This is a genomic window from Thiocystis violascens DSM 198 (assembly GCF_000227745.2).
Taxonomy (GTDB): Bacteria; Pseudomonadota; Gammaproteobacteria; order Chromatiales; family Chromatiaceae; genus Chromatium; species Chromatium violascens.
On record NC_018012.1, the window covers coordinates 2,449,429 to 2,464,268 of the forward strand.

Here is a 14,840-nt window from a genome sequence, read left to right on the forward strand (position 1 = left end):
GCGGTTGCCCCATGTCCACGAGCAAGCCATAATCGCCTTCGACAAAACCCTGCCTGGCAGGGTTGAGAGAGGGGACGGTATGGAAGAACAAGCGATAGCCTCGCAGACGAAGCCTTCGGTGGACGAACTGGAGAGGCTGATCATCCAGTCGCTGCGACTGGAAGAGACGGGCATTACCGCGATCGATCCGGACAGCGCCCTGTTCGGCGACGGACTGGGACTGGATTCGATCGACGCGCTGGAACTCGCGCTGGTCATCAGCAAAGAGTACGGGGTGACCATCAGCTCCGAGCAGCCGGACATTCAGCGGATCTTTTCCTCGCTCAATCATCTGACGGCCTATCTTCAGGATCAGCGAGCCGTTTGATCCTCATGCTCGCCCCCCTGCTGTTCGTCTTGGCGATTGCCTACCCGCTCGTGAGTCATCTCGGCGTCGTGTTCGATGTACCGGCCCTGCCCATACTGTGGCTGGGCCTGGTGTTGGCGGGCGGTTTACTGGCCGGTTCCCGCTCGCCCCTGGTGTTCGCGCTCGCGCTGCTGTGTCTGACCGCGGCGCTCTTCGGTTCCACGCAAGACACCGCCGACTGGCTGCCGCGAGTCCCTCCCGTGGCGATCTGTTTCAGCTTGGCCTGGATTTTCGGTCGTACCCTGCTGCCGGATCATACCCCGTTGATCTCACGCATCGGCGAGCGCATGCGCGGCAGGTTACCTGAGCGGGTGGCCCAATATGGTCGGCGTCTCACCCTCGTCTGGACGCTCTTCCTCGGTCTGCTGGGGCTGGAAAGCCTGTTGCTGGGGCTGTATGCCTCGCCGTTCTGGTGGTCGCTGTTCACCAACCTCATCAATTATGTCCTGATCGCGCTGCTGTTCGTGCTGGAGTATCCGATTCGCCGCCGGGTGCTGCGCGATCTGGAACTCACCTCTTTCATCGATTCGCTGCGCGGATCGCTACGCTTCCATTCGCGCTGACCGACCGTGAGCGATCCCGTGACGACGCCGCGCGAGCCACTGCCACTGTTGCCCAGCGATCAAACCGACCGTCCGCTCTTTTTGATCGGAGCGGGGGCGACGGCGCGCGTCATTACTAGCGGAACCTTTTTGGCCCGCGCCCTGGCCTTGAGCCGGACGCTGCCGGAAGCGCCGTATCTGATCAATCTCTGCAACGACCGTTATCGGTTCGCGCTGAGTTTCGCCGCCGCCTTGATGCGCGGCACCGTCAGCCTGTTCCCGCCGAATCGGCTGGTCGAAACCGCCCACGAGATCGCGCGCGACTATCCCGGCGCGATCTGCCTCGGCGACGCGCCCCTGGACGGACTGCGGCTTCCGCTCATGCGCGTCGAGGAACCGCTCGGGGCGCTGTCCGCCAATCCGCCGATGCCGTTGATCGCGGCGGAGCGGGAGGCATTCATCATCTTCACCTCCGGCAGTACCGGTCGCCCGCAACCGCATCCGAAAGTCTGGGGCGATCTCGTCGGTTGCGCCCGCGTGGCGGGACGGCGTTTCGGTTTCCGCCCGGACAGCGGCATCGTCGCGACCGTGGTGCCCCAGCACATGTACGGCCTGGAACTGTCGATCATGGTGCCCTTTGTGATCGGCGCCCAAGTCGTCGCGGCGCGTCCCTTCTTTCCCGCCGACATTCGCGCCGCGCTGGCCGATCTGCCGGCACCGCGCATCCTGGTGACAACCCCGGTGCATCTCGCCGCCTGCGTCGAGTCCGGTCTGACCTGGCCCGCCCTGGAGATGGTCATTTCGGCGACCGCGCCGCTGCCAGGCTCGCTGGCGGAGCAAGTCGAAACCCGTCTGTCCACGCGGGTTCGCGAAATCTACGGCAGTACCGAGACCGGTTCGATCGCCAGCCGCGAGACCTGTCGCGATCCGGTCTGGCGCTGGTACGACAGTGTGCGGCCCTCGCGGGATGGCGCGCGAGTGAGCGTGACCGCCGATTTTCTGCCTGGGCCGGTGCCGCTCGCCGACGTGCTGGAATTTGAGGCCGATGGCGGTTTTCGGCTGGTCGGACGCGCGTCCGAGATGATCAAGGTCGCGGGCAAGCGCGCCTCGCTGGCCGATCTGAATCGAAAGCTGAACGCCATCGACGGGGTGCGGGACGGCGTTTTTGTCGCCCTGGAAGCGGGCCGGGACCAGATCGGGCGACTGGCCGTCGTCGTGGTGGCGCCCTGTCTGGATCGTGGGGCGATCATCGCCGGTTTGGCGGGTCACCTCGATCCGGTCTTTTATCCGCGCCAGATCGTGTTCGTCGATGCGTTGCCGCGCAACGAAACCGGCAAACTACCAAGACAGGATCTGCTGCGCCTACTGCGGACGCAGACGAATGACGCCGATGACCCAAACTGACCCCAGGATTGAGCGCATCGATATCCCGTTGCACCATCCAGTGTTCGAGGGCCATTTCCCCGGTCATCCCATCATGCCGGGATCGCTGCTGCTCGATCTCGTGCTCACCGCCTGGAATGGCCCCATCGCCGCAGTGCCGAACCTGAAGTTTCAGCGGCCGGTGTTGCCCGGAGAGACCCTGAGCCTGTGCTTCACCCCTGCCGCCAATGGGTTGACGGTGCGTTTCAGTTGTCTGCGCGATGAGGTACCTGTGTGCTCCGGGCTGCTGCGGCTGCCGGATGCCTTATCTTCGGAATTTGACGGCCCATGAGCGACTGGTCCTCCCAGCGCGAGCGCAGCACCCGCTCGGCAGTGCGTCTGATCCTCTGGATCGCGCTGCATCTGGGGCGCGCGCCGGCGCGTACGTTACTCTATCCGATCACAGCCTATTTTCTGCTCAAGGCCAGACCCCAGCGTCGTGCCTCGCGACGCTTTCTGACTCGGGTGCTGGGGCGCCCCGCGCGGATGACCGAGGTCGCTCGCCACATTCATTGCTTTGCCGCGACCATTCTCGATCGGGTCTATCTGCTCGCCGGGCGCCGCGAACTGCTCGACATCCATCTGCACCAACCGGAGCTAGTCACCGACCGGGTCGCCGCCGGTCAGGGATTCCTGCTGCTCGGATCCCATCTGGGCAGCTTCGAGCTGCTGCGCGCGCTCGCCATCGAAGAGGCGCGCATGCCGCTCAAGATCCTGATGTATCCGGCTCATAACCCGGTCATCACCGAGCTGCTACATGCCTTGAATCCGACGATCGCCGGGTCGGTGATCTCGCTTGATTCGCCGAAACCGCTGTTGGCGGTCAAGGAAAGTCTCGATGCGGGGTATGCCGTCGGGTTGCTGGGCGACCGTCGGATGCCCGACGAGCCAGCCGTGATCTGCGACTTTCTCGGTCGTCGGGCGTCCTTTCCGAGCGGCCCGCTGAGCCTGGCCGCGCTGACCGGGGTGCCGGTGATTTTGCCCTTCGGCATCTATCGTGGCGGCAACCGCTACGATGTCTATTTCGAGCGTTTCGCGGAACGGGTGGAACTGGATCGGCATGATCGGGCACGACGCGAGTCACAGCTTCAGGACTGGGTGCGGCGTTACGCCGACCGGCTCGCGCACCACGCCCGCGCGGCCCCCTTCAACTGGTTTAATTTTTATGATTTCTGGGAGGATGAGGATGCCGTTTCGCAAGCCTGACCGCCTCTTCTCCAGCGCCGTGACAGAGTGTCAGGATTCGGCCAGAACCGACACCCGATGTCTGAAAACTCCGCTCGCCTGCGGAAAGAGAGGTTGGAGGATAACGCGGAGTCAACAGATCGGGGGCGTTTTGACACCCTTCCCGATTTTCCTGTACCTGATCGTCTTCTCGATCCAATCCGTCGCCAGTCCTAGTCAACCCGTCGACGCACAGGCGTTGCTGAACCTGCTCGGGCGCGTCGAGCGGGTGGAGGTCGCCTACCAGGAGACCGTCGAGTCGGATCTGATCGACGTCCCGCTCGGCACCCAGGGGCGTCTGGTCTATCAGGCTCCGGAACGCATCCATCGCCTCAGCGACCGGGGCGACGGATTCGAACTCGACGGCGAGCGGATGCGCCTGATCTCCGACGGGCGCGTCGTCCATGAATTGACGATTTCCGACATCAAGCCGCTGGAGGCCATGATCGGCGCGCTACGCGCAACCTTCGCCGGCGATTTCGCGACGCTGAAGGCAAATTACCGACTGGATTATCAGTCCGACAGGGAACACTGGATCCTGGATCTTGGCAGCGAAGGTCAGGCGTTTGCGGGCCTGTTCGAGCGCATGCGGATCGTCGGTCATGGCGCGACCATCGAGACCATCGACATCCTGGAATCGAACGGTGACCGGCGTCAATTGCGCATGCGACTGCTGGCGCGCGAGCCCGCCGGACTCGACTGAGCGATGCCGACGTCCGCGCGACGCGGGATCGTCTTGTTGGCCTGGCTCGCCGGCCTGACGCTGCTGACGGTCTGGAATGGATTCCACCTACGTCTGGGGGCGGATCTGTCGCAGTTTCTGCCGCCGGGCGCGTCGCAGCGGGATCGCGTCTTGTTGTCGCAGGTGCGGGGCGGCGTTGCCGCCCGCACCCTGCTGCTGCGTCTTCGTGGCGAGCGATCGACCGAGGCGCTAGCCGCCGCAAGCCGCGCGCTGGCCGCGCGGCTGCGCACCGAGGCGGCCTTTGAGCAGGTGCTTAACGGCGAGTTGAACCTCGCCGCATCGGTCACCGATGACCTCCTGTTTCGCTACCGTTATCTGATCGGCCCTCCGGACGCCTGCGTCGATGCGCTCGCCGCGCCCGCCCTGCGCGCCGCGCTGGAGGCGCGGCTCGCGGAATTGGCCTCGGGCGCGTCCATGCTCGACCGGCAACGCCTTGCCGCCGATCCCACCGCCTGCTATCGCCAATTGCTGCGCGCGCTACGGCCGGGTCAGGAACCGCACCGCCAGCACGGCGTCTGGTTCAGCCCGGATGATCGCCATGCCCTGATGGTCGTCGTCACCGATGCGCGAGCCTCGGATCTGGCCGTGCAACGCCGCCTGGTGGAGCGCATCGAGAGCGACTTCGCGACCCTTCCGCAACGCGCCGGTCTCACGCTCGAACTCGCCGGCCCCGGCTATTTCGCGGTGAGTTCGGAGCGACGGATCAAGACCGAGGCGATCGCGTTCAGCCTCCTCGCCAATGTCATCGTCGTGGCGATTCTCGCGCTGGCGTTCCGCTCCACGACGCTGGTGCTGCTCGGGATGCTGCCGCTCTTGAGCGGGGTCATGGTCGGGACGGCGCTGGTGTCATGGTTGTTCGGTTCCGTTCACGGGATCACGCTCGCGCTCGGGAGCACCCTGCTGGGCGTCGCGATGGATTATCCGGTCCATGTCTATGCCCATGCGACTGGTGCCCTTGACGTCAGACCGATCTGGCGCACCCTGCTGCTCGGCATGGCCACCACGGTCCTGGGTTATGCGGCACTCGCCTGGACCAGTCTTGAGGGGCTGTCGCAGCTTGGGATGCTTGCGGCGGCGGGTCTGATCACGGCCGCGCTGACCTCCTGCTATCTGCTGCCCCAGTTGATCCCGGCGGGCTATCGGCTGCCGGAGCATCGCTGGCCCGCCGCGCTCCAGGCAAGGCTGCCGCAGGGGTCGCCGCGTCTGGGTTTCCGGCTCCTGCTGGTCAGCCTGGCCGGACTCGGACTGGTGCTGCTGTTGCACGGCAGTCCCTGGGAAACCGATCTCCGCCGCCTGAGCACGGTGCCCGCCGCCGAGATCGAGAAGGATCGCACGATCCGCACCCAGCTCGGTGCCGCCGACGTCACACGGCTGCTCTATGTCGTGGCCGACGACGAGGCGGGTGTCCTGGAGCGCCTGGAAGCGGCGCTCCCCGATCTGCGGCAACTGGAAGCGCAAGGACTGATCGCGGGCAGTGACAATCTCGCCCGCTGGCTACCGAGTCCGCACACCCAGCAAGCGCGTCAAGCCGCGCTGCCGGAGCGCGCGGCGCTAACCGAAACGCTGGCGGTCGCCAACGCCGGACTGCCTTTCCGTTCCGACCGTCTCGCGCCATTTCTCGATGCCGTTGAACGCAGCGCGAGCTTGGCGCCGCTGCGGGTCGCCGACCTCTCCGGCGGATTGCTCGGGACGCGCGCGGCGCTGCTCCTGCAATCGTTCGATGGCGGCTGGCTCGGTTTGGTACCGCTCTCGGGCGTCAACGACGAGGCGGCGGTCACCGCGCTTCAGGCGCTGGCCGCGCGCCATCGGCTCCAGTATCTGGATCTGCGCGAGGGCACCGCCGGGCTGCTGACCGGGTTTTTTGAGACGACCTTGCACAAGCTGCCCATCGCGGCATTCGCGATCGTCCTGACACTGGCACTCGCGCTGCGCGGCTGGTCGCGGCTCGGACGGGTACTGCTGCCGATCAGCATCGCGGTGACACTGACCTTTCTACTGGTGTTGCTGATCCACGGCGGGATCAACCTCTTTCATCTAGTCTCGCTGATCCTGGTCGCGGGACTGAACATCGATTACAGCCTCTTCCTGGAGCGTCCATCCGACGACACCGCCGAGCGGCTGCGCACTCTGTTCTCGGTCAGTGTCGCCGCTGGCCCCACCATTGCCGCGTTCGGTCTGCTGGCACTGTCGGCCATCCCAGCCTTACAGTCGATCGGGCTCACCGTCGCCATCGGGAGTTGTCTCGCCTATGCGCTGTCACTCTGGCTTGCGAGAGCCCAACCCATTGGTTAGAATTGATACACAGAAAGATGAAATGCCAGATGACTGACAGGGCCTGCAACGCATCCGCCAACCCACCATGCTGATCGCACCCGCCAGAGTTCACGCCTGTACCCTCACCACGGCCTTAGGTCAGGGCGTCAACCCCCACCTCCAGGCACTCGCCGACATGCGCCCGGGACTGCGTCCCTGCACCCTGGACGGACTGCCGGTGCCCGCGTGGGCCGGGATGATCGATGGGCTCGATGACCTCCATCTGCCCGAGGAGCTTGCCAGGTTTGACTGTCGAAACAATCGATTGGCGGAGCTGGCGCTGACCGGCGACGATTTTCTCGCGCGGGTTCGCGCGGCGCGGGAGACCTGGGGGCCGACCCGGATTGGTCTGTTTCTCGGGACCAGCACGTCCGGTATCCGGCACACCGAGCAGTGCTATCAGCGCCATTTCGAGCAGGACACGCCCGGACTTGGCGACGATCTGCGTTTCGGTTCCACCCACGCCTATGTCTCGCTCGTCGACTACTGCCGTCGCCGGCTCGGTCTGCGCGGGCCGGCCTGCGTGATCTCCACCGCCTGTTCGTCCGGGGCCAAGACCTTCGCCGCCGCCCACCGCGCGCTGTCCGCCGGGATCTGCGACGCGGCGGTCGTCGGCGGCGTGGATACGCTCTGCCTGACGACCGCGATGGGTTTTCATGCGCTGGGGCTCCTGTCGCCACGTCCATGCAATCCCTGGGGACAGGGACGCACGGGTATCAGTATCGGCGAGGGCGCCGCCTTCGCCCTGCTGGGTCTGGAATCCGACACCGCGCGCGAAGGACTTGCCCTGCTCGGTTACGGCGAGAGCAGCGATGCCTACCACATCACCTCGCCACATCCCGAGGGCGCCGGCGCCGAGCGGGCGATGCGCGCGGCCTTGGAGACGGCTGGGCTGACCGCGAACGAGATCGACTATGTCAACCTGCATGGCACGGGTACCCCGGCCAACGATCTGTCCGAGGATCGGGCGGTGACGGCCGTTTTCGGCGATGCCCCGATCGCGAGCGCCACCAAGGGCTGGACCGGCCACACCCTTGGGGCATCCGGGGCGGTCGAGGCGGTGCTGTCGCTGATCTGTCTGCGTCATGGATTGATTCCCGGCACACTCAACATGACGACCCTCGATCCCGATCTGTCGGTGCGGCCGATCCGCCACAGCCGACGACAACCCATCGCGCGGGCACTGAGCAATTCGTTTGGCTTCGCCGGCAACAATTGCGCCCTGCTGTTTGGACGGGTCTGATGCGCGTCTCGCTCTGCCATGTCGGGATCGTCGGACCGGGACTGACCGACTGGGCCAGCGTCCAGGCCGTGCTGCGCGGCGATCAGCCCTATGTCGCCGCCACGCTCAATACTCGGCCACCGGTCGGATTACCCCCCAACGAAAGCCGCCGGGCGACCCTTGCTACCCGGCTCGCGCTGGATGCGGCCCGGCAAGCGACGACGGACATCGATTGCTCACGCCTGAGCAGCGTCTTTGCCTCCTCCGACGGCGACATGGGTCTGATCGACAACCTGTGCCGCGATCTGTTTCAGCACCGTTTTCCGCCCTCGCCAACCGTGTTTCAGAACTCGGTGCACAATGCCGTCGCGGGCTACTGGTCCATCGCCGAGGGCTGTCGGCAGCCGTCCACCAGCCTCGCGGCGGGCGACGGGAGCTTTGCCGCCGGGCTGCTGGAGGCCGCGACCCAGTCGGTCTGTTTCGGCAATCCGGTACTCTTGGTCGCCTGCGATGTGCCGGCACCGGAGCTGCTGCATCCTCATCGACCTTTTGGGTGCGCCTTCGCCTGCGCATTGTTACTGGAGCCATCTGCGTCCGGAATGGAGCGGGTCACGCTCGATCTGACGCCGTGCGAGACCGATGATGGCCATCCGCTGACAACAATGCGCGATCCGGACTGGGAGGCTCTGCGGTTGAGCAATCCGGCGGCTCGTGCCCTACCGTTGCTGGCCGCGGTCGCTGCCGGCCAGGACGCAGGGATTCGCCTGCCTTACTGGTCGGATCTGCGACTTGACGTGCGACTGAGCCAGACCACATGAATCGGCTGGACGACCTCTACGCCAAGCTCCCCCACGCGGGCGGCATGTGTCTGCTGGAAGAGGTGCTCGCTTGGGATGAGCAATCCATCCTCTGCGCGACCTCCTCGCATCGGTCGCTGACCAATCCACTGCGTTGTCATGCTGGTCTGTCCGCCGTGCATGGTGTCGAATACGCGGCTCAGGCCGCTGCCGTGCATGGCGTGCTCTCCTCGGCGCTCGATGGTGGCCCGGTGCTGCTGCTGGGAGCGGTCCGCGATCTGGAGCTGACCGTCCCGCGACTCGATGGGCTGACCGCGCCGTTGATGATCGCGGCGCGACTTGAGGCCCGTCTCGGCGCGAACGCGAGTTACCGCTTTGCGCTGACCGCTGACGGTCTGCCCTGCGCGAGCGGTCGCATCACGCTGATGCGGGGCAATCTGGAAGACAACGCGAGCGGCTGATGGCCTGCGTTCACGCGCATCGTCATCCCGAGCGAACTGAGACTGTTTGCATCATCAACGTCAATGGGACCACCGAATGACGGAAACCAGCGTGATCATCCCGGCCTTCAACGAGGCGCGAACTATCCACGCCATCGTCGCGGCAGTCAGCGAGCAGGCGGTCGACCGGATCATCGTCGTCGACGACGGCTCCACGGATGCCACGGCGGAGTTGGTGCGCGCGCTGGTGCAGGAAGGTGCCAGACCGACGGTGGAACTGCTTCAGCACTGGACCAATCTCGGCAAGGGCTTTGCGTTGAGTCACGGCATCGCGCAGGCGCTCGCGACTGGCGCCCAGTGGATCATCACCATCGACGCCGACGGTCAGCACTGCGCCAGCGATATCCCTCGCCTCATTCAGGCCGCGACGCTCGATCCTGCCGCCATCGTCATTGCCGCCCGCACCGAGGGTCGCGAACAGGTGCCGCCGCTGCGCCGTTTCGCGAACGGGGTCGCCGATTTCTGGATCTCCTGGGCCTGTGGATATCGAATCGAAGACACCCAATCCGGCTTCCGGCTCTATCCCGCCCGGATGCTCGCGCCCTTGACCACACGGCCGCGCGGTAACCAGGGGTTCGCCTACGAGACTGAACTCCTGATCGACGTGATCGCCGCTGGCGCCAGGGTCCGTCATATCGCGATCGCAAGCCGCTATCACGCGGGTCTGCGTCCCAGCCATTACCGCCCCTGGCGCGACACCTGGAGCATCGTGCGGCTGGTTGGGGGCAGGCTGTTGCGCCGGGGCATGTACCCAATGGGCCTGCTGCGCTCGCTGGGTTGGGAAGTCGGGTTGCACAAAGTGTAATCGCCATTCACAAGAGGACACAAAAATGACAAAGACGCTGACATTCACCACTCCAGGCCCCCGCTTGCTGTCGGGATCGACCAACCTGCGCTGGGGCGTGCTGCTGATCGTCGCCCTGACCCTGCTCGGTCTGAGCGGCTGCCGGACCGCGCCGGTTCAGGACGTGGACAATCGACCGGTTCCCGCCGGTCTCTCGATGTCCGATGTGAGCAAAGCGATTCAGTCCGCCGGCAACAGTCTGGGCTGGGTCATGAAGGAGACAGGTCCGGGCATGATCGTCGGCACGCTCTTTGTGCGCGATCACATGGCCAAGGTAGAAATTTCTTATTCAAAAAGCGGTTACAGCATCCGCTACGCCGATAGCTCGAACCTCAAGTATGACGCCTCGAAGCAGACGATCCATTCCAACTACGCCGGCTGGATCCAAAATCTCGACAACCAGATCCGCAGGCGTCTCTCGGTCCTTTGAGTCACGTCAATGGCAAGATGGCGTCAACCTCGCGGATCGACTGGGACAGCCTCGGTACCCTGGCCCTGACGATCCTCGTTGGCGTTGCCGGCGCGGGCATTCCCTTCGTCGTCGCGCTCGCTCGGGTACTTGCCGTCGGACTCCGGACGAGGAGCGGCCCGGCGACTGGCCTGGCGGTCGTGTTTGGCAAGCGACTGGTCAAGGATCAACCCGACCCTGACTATCGGGCACGACTGGCGACGGCCGCCCGACTCGCCCTTGCTCGCCCCGATCTCCGCATCCTCATCCTGGGCGGTCGCACCGGGGGAGCGCGATTGACCGAGGCCGCTGCCGGAGCGCAACGGCTGCGCGCGCTCCCCGATTGCGCCAATCTTTCCATCGATCTGGAACAGGGCTCCACCGACACGCTGGCCAATCTCCGCAATCTGCGGACACTGCTGGCGGAGACCGGACGGCGCGAGCCCCTGACGCTGATCTCCAATCGCTATCACCTGGCACGGCTCGACCAGATGGCGAGCAGTCTGAATCTGGATTATCGGCTGTGCGCCGCCGAAACGCTGGTCACGGCACTACGCTCGACCCTGCCGCAGCGCTGGTTGCTTGAGGGTTTCTATCTGACCTGGTTTGCGACCGGCAAGCTGTGGGCCAGACTGACTCGCAATCGACGCATGCTGGCGCGCGTCACTTAAACCACGCCTCGCCGCAGCCATGGGTCACCGCGAGACGGGGATCGCTCAACGCAACACGGATCGCTCTGGACGCGATTGAACCGGGAGATTTCTGACTTGCGCATCCTACTGATCAAGCCCAAGGCAAGACTGCGATCCGTGCTCGGACTGCAAGCCTTTCAGTTGATGGAACCCCTGGAACTCGGCTATCTGGCCGCCGTCGCAGGTCCGGGTCACGAGACGCACATTCTCGACCTGCGTCTGGCCGCCTGGCCCTGGCTGACGCTGGATCTGACGCTGCGGCACTTCCGGCCGGATCTGGTGGGTATCACCGGCTACAGTCATGAGGCGTCTATCGTCAAACGCATCGCCCGCACTGTGCGTGGGCATCTGCCGGCGACTCGTATCGTCGTCGGCGGCCACCACGCAACTGTCGATCCGCGTGACTATCGTATCGAAGCCATCGATGCCATCGTGCGCGGCGAGGGCTGCGCACCCTTCGGACAGATCGTTAACGCCCTCGCGGCTGGTCGCGAACTTGACGGGATTCCCCAGGTGCTGCGACCGGACCAGAGCTGGCGCGACGATGAAGAGCGTCAGTGGCCCCAGTTTCCAGATCCCGCGACACTGCCGCTGCCACGGCGCGATCTCTGGGACACACGCCACTACCGTAGCGTCTGGACCGCCGAGCACCTGCCGCGCTGGCATCCGCTGTTTCCAAGGGTCGCGATGGTGCGAACCTCCTGGGGCTGCAAGATGAAATGCGCCTTCTGCATCGTGCCGCACCTGTGCGGTGGTATACACCGACCGCGACCGGTCGCCTCCGTGGTCGATGAAATCGCCTCCCTGGAGGCCGAGCATGTCTATTTCAGCGACGACGAGAACTTCATCTGCGAGGATTTCGGCTGGAAACTCGCTGACGCGCTGGCCGCCCGTGGTGTCAGGAAACGCTATTTCGCCTGGACTCGGGCCACGACCGTCAACCGCTCACCGGAGCTGCTGCGACGCTGGCGCGAGATCGGTCTCGACGCCGCTTTTCTCGGCTTCGAGTTTCCGACCGACGCCGAACTCAAGCGGGCGGCCAAGGGCGGGAGTGTCGCCGCCAACGAGCGCGCACTGGATCGGCTGCGCTCGCTGGGCATCGCGGTGCATGCCGCCTTCATGGTCCAGCCCGAGTACGGCGAATCCGAGTTCGCCAGACTGCGCGATTACGTCCGGGGACTGCCACCGCTGCAATGCAGCTTCACCGTCTGCACCCCCTCGCCCGGCACCCCCGATTATCTGGCGATGCAATCACGTCTCTGGGTCGACAATCCGCACGACCTGCACGACTGCATGCACCCACTGACGCCCACGACGCTGCCGCTACGCGAATTCGCGCTGACCTTCGCCGAACTAGCCCATACCGCGCTGGAGAAGGTGCCGATGCGCGTCAACCGCCACCTGGCCACGCCGGATCAAATGGTAAGGGTTGCCTTCGCCAGCCGGAGTTATCACAAGGGTCTACAGGCGATCTATCGAGATTACCCCAAGGCACTTTGGGATTAAGCCCCAGCGAATCTCGCTTGTGTGGTTTGTGGATCGGATGGATCTTGCTGAAATTTGGAAACGTCCGGCGGTGCGGCTCATCACCTATCAGTTACTCACGGGCATGAAAAGCGGGCAAAGGGAGGTCATTTTGAAGGCACCGCTTCAGACGGCGCAGGCCGCGAGTAAACCACGAGACCAGGCTGCGATAGAGTTTCCTGAAGCTCCAATGCGCGGGGTCGTTCTGCGCCTGGACTTTTTTTCGAGTGGTGTCGGATCGTTCAGCGCCTCGTCTCGGCCAGCGCGGACACACCAGTACATGGCCAAGGCCATGATGAGCGCCAGTCGCTCCAAACGCTCGGCATGCTGGAGTTGTGCATCCTCCAAGTCGAAGCCCCGGCCCTTGACGTCGGAGAACATCGGTTCGATGGCCCAGCGCGCGGCGTCGTCAAGCACGCTTGCCCGTGTCGGGGCGGCGTCTATGGCAATGATCCACGGCTCGGGGTGGCCATCCTCGTGCGGAATCCCGAGGTTCGTGATCGCCCCCTGCGCAAACAGGCGCACACCGGCGAAGTCACGTTCCGTCACCCCGTGTGCCAACGCGCCCGTCGTCGTCTCATCGCCCTGCCCAGTATCCGCCAGCACGTTGCCCTTGAGCCGCAGTCGGTCGCTCCATCCGTGGGCTTGGAGCCAGCCGAACAGGGCCATCGACGGAGAGAACCGGTCCGCCGACAGCAACACGCACGCCCCGGACGGCAGCCAGGCCAGGATCTGCTCCAACACCACCTGCTGGCCCGCGAAGCCGAGATTGGCCGCCCCTTCCTCAGAGGGTGTAGACAAAATCAAACCGTTGTGGTCAACCGCCGCAGCAGGATGCGCGCCTCCGCCAGCCAAACCCAGGTTTCGGAGACCGCTGGCAGACGGTCATGATGCATGATCAATCGACGGGCACGCTCATTCCACGCATGGGTGCGCTCGACAACCCAGCGCTTCGGCAGCGGAACGAAGCCGTCGGCGTTGGCGATCACCACTCGGTCAGGCGCCCCGTCCACGTGCCAGGAGCCAACGCTTTTGTTGGCTGGATGGCGCACGACTTCCACGCGGATCGCGTGGGTCTGCTCGGTGGTTTGGGCAAATTGACCGGCGTAGGCGCTATCGACAAACAGCGTGTTGATCTGGGGGTACTTGGCGGCCGCGTCAGCGACGGCGCCCGAGGCGGCATCGCGGTCCTGAAGATTGGCCGCGACCACGCTCACCGCCAACACGAACCCCAAGGTATCGACCACCAGGCTGCGCTTGCGCCCCTTGACCTGCTTGCCCGCATCAAAGCCGCTCGGTCCACCCTGCGGCGAGCCGCGGGTCGATTGCGCATCCAGCACCGCCGCCGTCGGCGCGATCTCACGCCCCTCGCGTTCGCGCCATTGCCCCCGCAGTCGATCATGCATCTGCTCAAACTTCCCAGCCGCACTCCAACGGCGAAACGTCTTGTAGACATTCTGCCAAGGCGCGAAATCGTGCGGCAGCATCCGCCACGCGCACCCCGTGCGCACCACGTAGCAACACGCCTCCAGGATGCTCCGGCGCGACACGCGGGGCGGTTGACCCCGCCCGCCCGGCATCTCAAAGAGAGCGGCGACCAAGTCCCACTCCGCATCGGTCAGACAACTTGGGTAGCTTTGGTCGGGGTCGTGGCGACGATGCGCATCCGTATACCCATACCGACGCGGCGTTGCGCGCGCTTGCGCCTCGAGACCACTCTCGCCCCGGAGGCGCGTGACGCCCGCCTCCCGCAAGGACTTGCGAATCGTTGCTTCATGAGCCTCGATTCCCGTCCGTGCCGCGAGTTCCCGGGCAATCTCTGACAGCGTGGAGGTCGGGCGATCCGTGACAATTTGACGCAATACCGCTTGCTCCGCCTCGTGAATCTTGGGGGGACGACCAGCTTTCGACATCAGCGCACACCAGCTCAGTTGTAGACTGGTATACAAATAGCAGCTCAATTATTTTTGTCTACACCCTCTGAGGCGATTAAACCGCGTCTCCAGGCAACATGCGTCCTTTGCGCGCTGTCCCTGGCCTCGCATTCATCCATGGACGCTGTGCTTAACGCGGTTTAAGCGATTTACTTTTCAGTGCTTTAAGGTGATTTTCGCAAAATTGGAATTTCTCGTCACACCGCTCTGCGGTGTGACGCATCGGGCGG

16 protein-coding genes are annotated in these 14,840 nt (G+C 64.7%); 14 read left to right on the plus strand and 2 right to left on the minus strand.

Going from position 1 to position 14,840, the window contains the following annotated elements; all coding sequences use genetic code 11:
* Nucleotides 1–79: 79 nt before the first annotated feature.
* The 14 genes from THIVI_RS10865 to THIVI_RS10930 all read left to right on the plus strand — a co-directional run bounded on the left by THIVI_RS10865 (nt 80) and on the right by THIVI_RS10930 (nt 12,658).
* The gene (locus THIVI_RS10865; RefSeq protein WP_014778643.1) at nt 80–367 is read left to right on the plus strand and encodes a phosphopantetheine-binding protein; all 288 of its coding nucleotides are present in this window, start codon (nt 80–82) and stop codon (nt 365–367) included.
* 5 nt (nt 368–372) lie between these two features.
* Nucleotides 373–969 (plus strand): COG4648 family protein, encoded by a 597-nt coding sequence (locus tag THIVI_RS10870; RefSeq protein ID WP_014778644.1) that lies wholly within the window; start codon nt 373–375, stop codon nt 967–969.
* A 6-nt stretch (nt 970–975) separates the two neighbouring features.
* Nucleotides 976–2,352 carry an AMP-binding protein gene (locus tag THIVI_RS10875; RefSeq protein WP_052315008.1) on the plus strand — a complete coding sequence of 459 codons (1,377 nt, stop codon included), beginning with the start codon at nt 976–978 and terminating at the stop codon, nt 2,350–2,352.
* Nucleotides 2,339–2,662, plus strand: coding sequence for a 3-hydroxyacyl-ACP dehydratase FabZ family protein (locus THIVI_RS10880; RefSeq protein WP_157174424.1), 324 nt, complete (start codon nt 2,339–2,341; stop codon nt 2,660–2,662). The genes THIVI_RS10875 and THIVI_RS10880 overlap by 14 nt, the downstream gene beginning before the upstream one ends.
* Nucleotides 2,659–3,576: a lysophospholipid acyltransferase family protein gene (locus THIVI_RS10885; RefSeq protein WP_014778647.1), complete on the plus strand. Its 918-nt coding sequence runs from the start codon at nt 2,659–2,661 to the stop codon at nt 3,574–3,576. Before THIVI_RS10880 ends, THIVI_RS10885 begins: the two co-directional genes overlap by 4 nt.
* A gap of 130 nt (nt 3,577–3,706) precedes the next feature.
* Nucleotides 3,707–4,297: a LolA-related protein gene (locus THIVI_RS10890; protein ID WP_041446949.1), complete on the plus strand. Its 591-nt coding sequence runs from the start codon at nt 3,707–3,709 to the stop codon at nt 4,295–4,297.
* A gap of 3 nt (nt 4,298–4,300) precedes the next feature.
* Nucleotides 4,301–6,628, plus strand: a complete 2,328-nt coding sequence (locus THIVI_RS10895; protein ID WP_014778649.1) for an MMPL family transporter — start codon at nt 4,301–4,303, stop codon at nt 6,626–6,628.
* A 67-nt stretch (nt 6,629–6,695) separates the two neighbouring features.
* Nucleotides 6,696–7,892: a beta-ketoacyl-ACP synthase gene (locus THIVI_RS10900; RefSeq protein ID WP_014778650.1), complete on the plus strand. Its 1,197-nt coding sequence runs from the start codon at nt 6,696–6,698 to the stop codon at nt 7,890–7,892.
* Complete coding sequence (locus THIVI_RS10905) at nt 7,892–8,689, plus strand: beta-ketoacyl synthase chain length factor (RefSeq protein ID WP_014778651.1); 798 nt, start codon at nt 7,892–7,894, stop codon at nt 8,687–8,689. The genes THIVI_RS10900 and THIVI_RS10905 overlap by 1 nt, the downstream gene beginning before the upstream one ends.
* Nucleotides 8,686–9,129 (plus strand): hotdog family protein, encoded by a 444-nt coding sequence (locus THIVI_RS10910; RefSeq protein WP_014778652.1) that lies wholly within the window; start codon nt 8,686–8,688, stop codon nt 9,127–9,129. The genes THIVI_RS10905 and THIVI_RS10910 overlap by 4 nt, the downstream gene beginning before the upstream one ends.
* A 76-nt stretch (nt 9,130–9,205) precedes the next feature.
* Entirely contained in the window at nt 9,206–9,973 is a 768-nt protein-coding gene (locus THIVI_RS10915; protein WP_014778653.1) for a glycosyltransferase family 2 protein, read from the plus strand.
* Between the two features lie 25 nt (nt 9,974–9,998).
* Nucleotides 9,999–10,442: a hypothetical protein gene (locus THIVI_RS10920; protein WP_014778654.1), complete on the plus strand. Its 444-nt coding sequence runs from the start codon at nt 9,999–10,001 to the stop codon at nt 10,440–10,442.
* A gap of 17 nt (nt 10,443–10,459) precedes the next feature.
* Nucleotides 10,460–11,131 (plus strand): ElyC/SanA/YdcF family protein, encoded by a 672-nt coding sequence (locus tag THIVI_RS10925; protein WP_041447514.1) that lies wholly within the window; start codon nt 10,460–10,462, stop codon nt 11,129–11,131.
* Nucleotides 11,132–11,227: 96 nt separating this feature from the next.
* The gene (locus THIVI_RS10930) at nt 11,228–12,658 is read left to right on the plus strand and encodes a B12-binding domain-containing radical SAM protein (RefSeq protein WP_014778656.1); all 1,431 of its coding nucleotides are present in this window, start codon (nt 11,228–11,230) and stop codon (nt 12,656–12,658) included.
* A 144-nt stretch (nt 12,659–12,802) separates the two neighbouring features.
* Here THIVI_RS10930 and THIVI_RS10935 read toward each other — a convergent pair whose 3' ends face one another.
* Both THIVI_RS10935 and THIVI_RS10940 read right to left on the minus strand, forming a co-directional pair.
* Nucleotides 12,803–13,477 carry a hypothetical protein gene (locus THIVI_RS10935; RefSeq protein WP_245537426.1) on the minus strand — a complete coding sequence of 225 codons (675 nt, stop codon included), beginning with the start codon at nt 13,475–13,477 and terminating at the stop codon, nt 12,803–12,805.
* Nucleotides 13,478–13,479: 2 nt separating this feature from the next.
* Nucleotides 13,480–14,589 carry an IS5 family transposase gene (locus THIVI_RS10940; RefSeq protein WP_041447215.1) on the minus strand — a complete coding sequence of 370 codons (1,110 nt, stop codon included), beginning with the start codon at nt 14,587–14,589 and terminating at the stop codon, nt 13,480–13,482.
* Between the last annotated feature and the right edge of the window lie 251 nt (nt 14,590–14,840).

What these genes read in the sequence shown, in the direction of transcription:
- THIVI_RS10940 (WP_041447215.1), bottom strand. Translation starts at nt 14,589, where the DNA reads ATGTCGAAAGCTGGTCGTCCCCCCAAGATTCACGAGGCGGAGCAAGCG.
- THIVI_RS10905 (WP_014778651.1), top strand. Translation starts at nt 7,892, where the DNA reads ATGCGCGTCTCGCTCTGCCATGTCGGGATCGTCGGACCGGGACTGACC.
- THIVI_RS10880 (WP_157174424.1), top strand. Translation starts at nt 2,339, where the DNA reads ATGACCCAAACTGACCCCAGGATTGAGCGCATCGATATCCCGTTGCAC.
- THIVI_RS10870 (WP_014778644.1), top strand. Translation starts at nt 373, where the DNA reads ATGCTCGCCCCCCTGCTGTTCGTCTTGGCGATTGCCTACCCGCTCGTG.
- THIVI_RS10925 (WP_041447514.1), top strand. Translation starts at nt 10,460, where the DNA reads ATGGCGTCAACCTCGCGGATCGACTGGGACAGCCTCGGTACCCTGGCC.
- THIVI_RS10895 (WP_014778649.1), top strand. Translation starts at nt 4,301, where the DNA reads ATGCCGACGTCCGCGCGACGCGGGATCGTCTTGTTGGCCTGGCTCGCC.
- THIVI_RS10885 (WP_014778647.1), top strand. Translation starts at nt 2,659, where the DNA reads ATGAGCGACTGGTCCTCCCAGCGCGAGCGCAGCACCCGCTCGGCAGTG.
- THIVI_RS10920 (WP_014778654.1), top strand. Translation starts at nt 9,999, where the DNA reads ATGACAAAGACGCTGACATTCACCACTCCAGGCCCCCGCTTGCTGTCG.
- THIVI_RS10910 (WP_014778652.1), top strand. Translation starts at nt 8,686, where the DNA reads ATGAATCGGCTGGACGACCTCTACGCCAAGCTCCCCCACGCGGGCGGC.
- THIVI_RS10900 (WP_014778650.1), top strand. Translation starts at nt 6,696, where the DNA reads ATGCTGATCGCACCCGCCAGAGTTCACGCCTGTACCCTCACCACGGCC.
- THIVI_RS10865 (WP_014778643.1), top strand. Translation starts at nt 80, where the DNA reads ATGGAAGAACAAGCGATAGCCTCGCAGACGAAGCCTTCGGTGGACGAA.
- THIVI_RS10915 (WP_014778653.1), top strand. Translation starts at nt 9,206, where the DNA reads ATGACGGAAACCAGCGTGATCATCCCGGCCTTCAACGAGGCGCGAACT.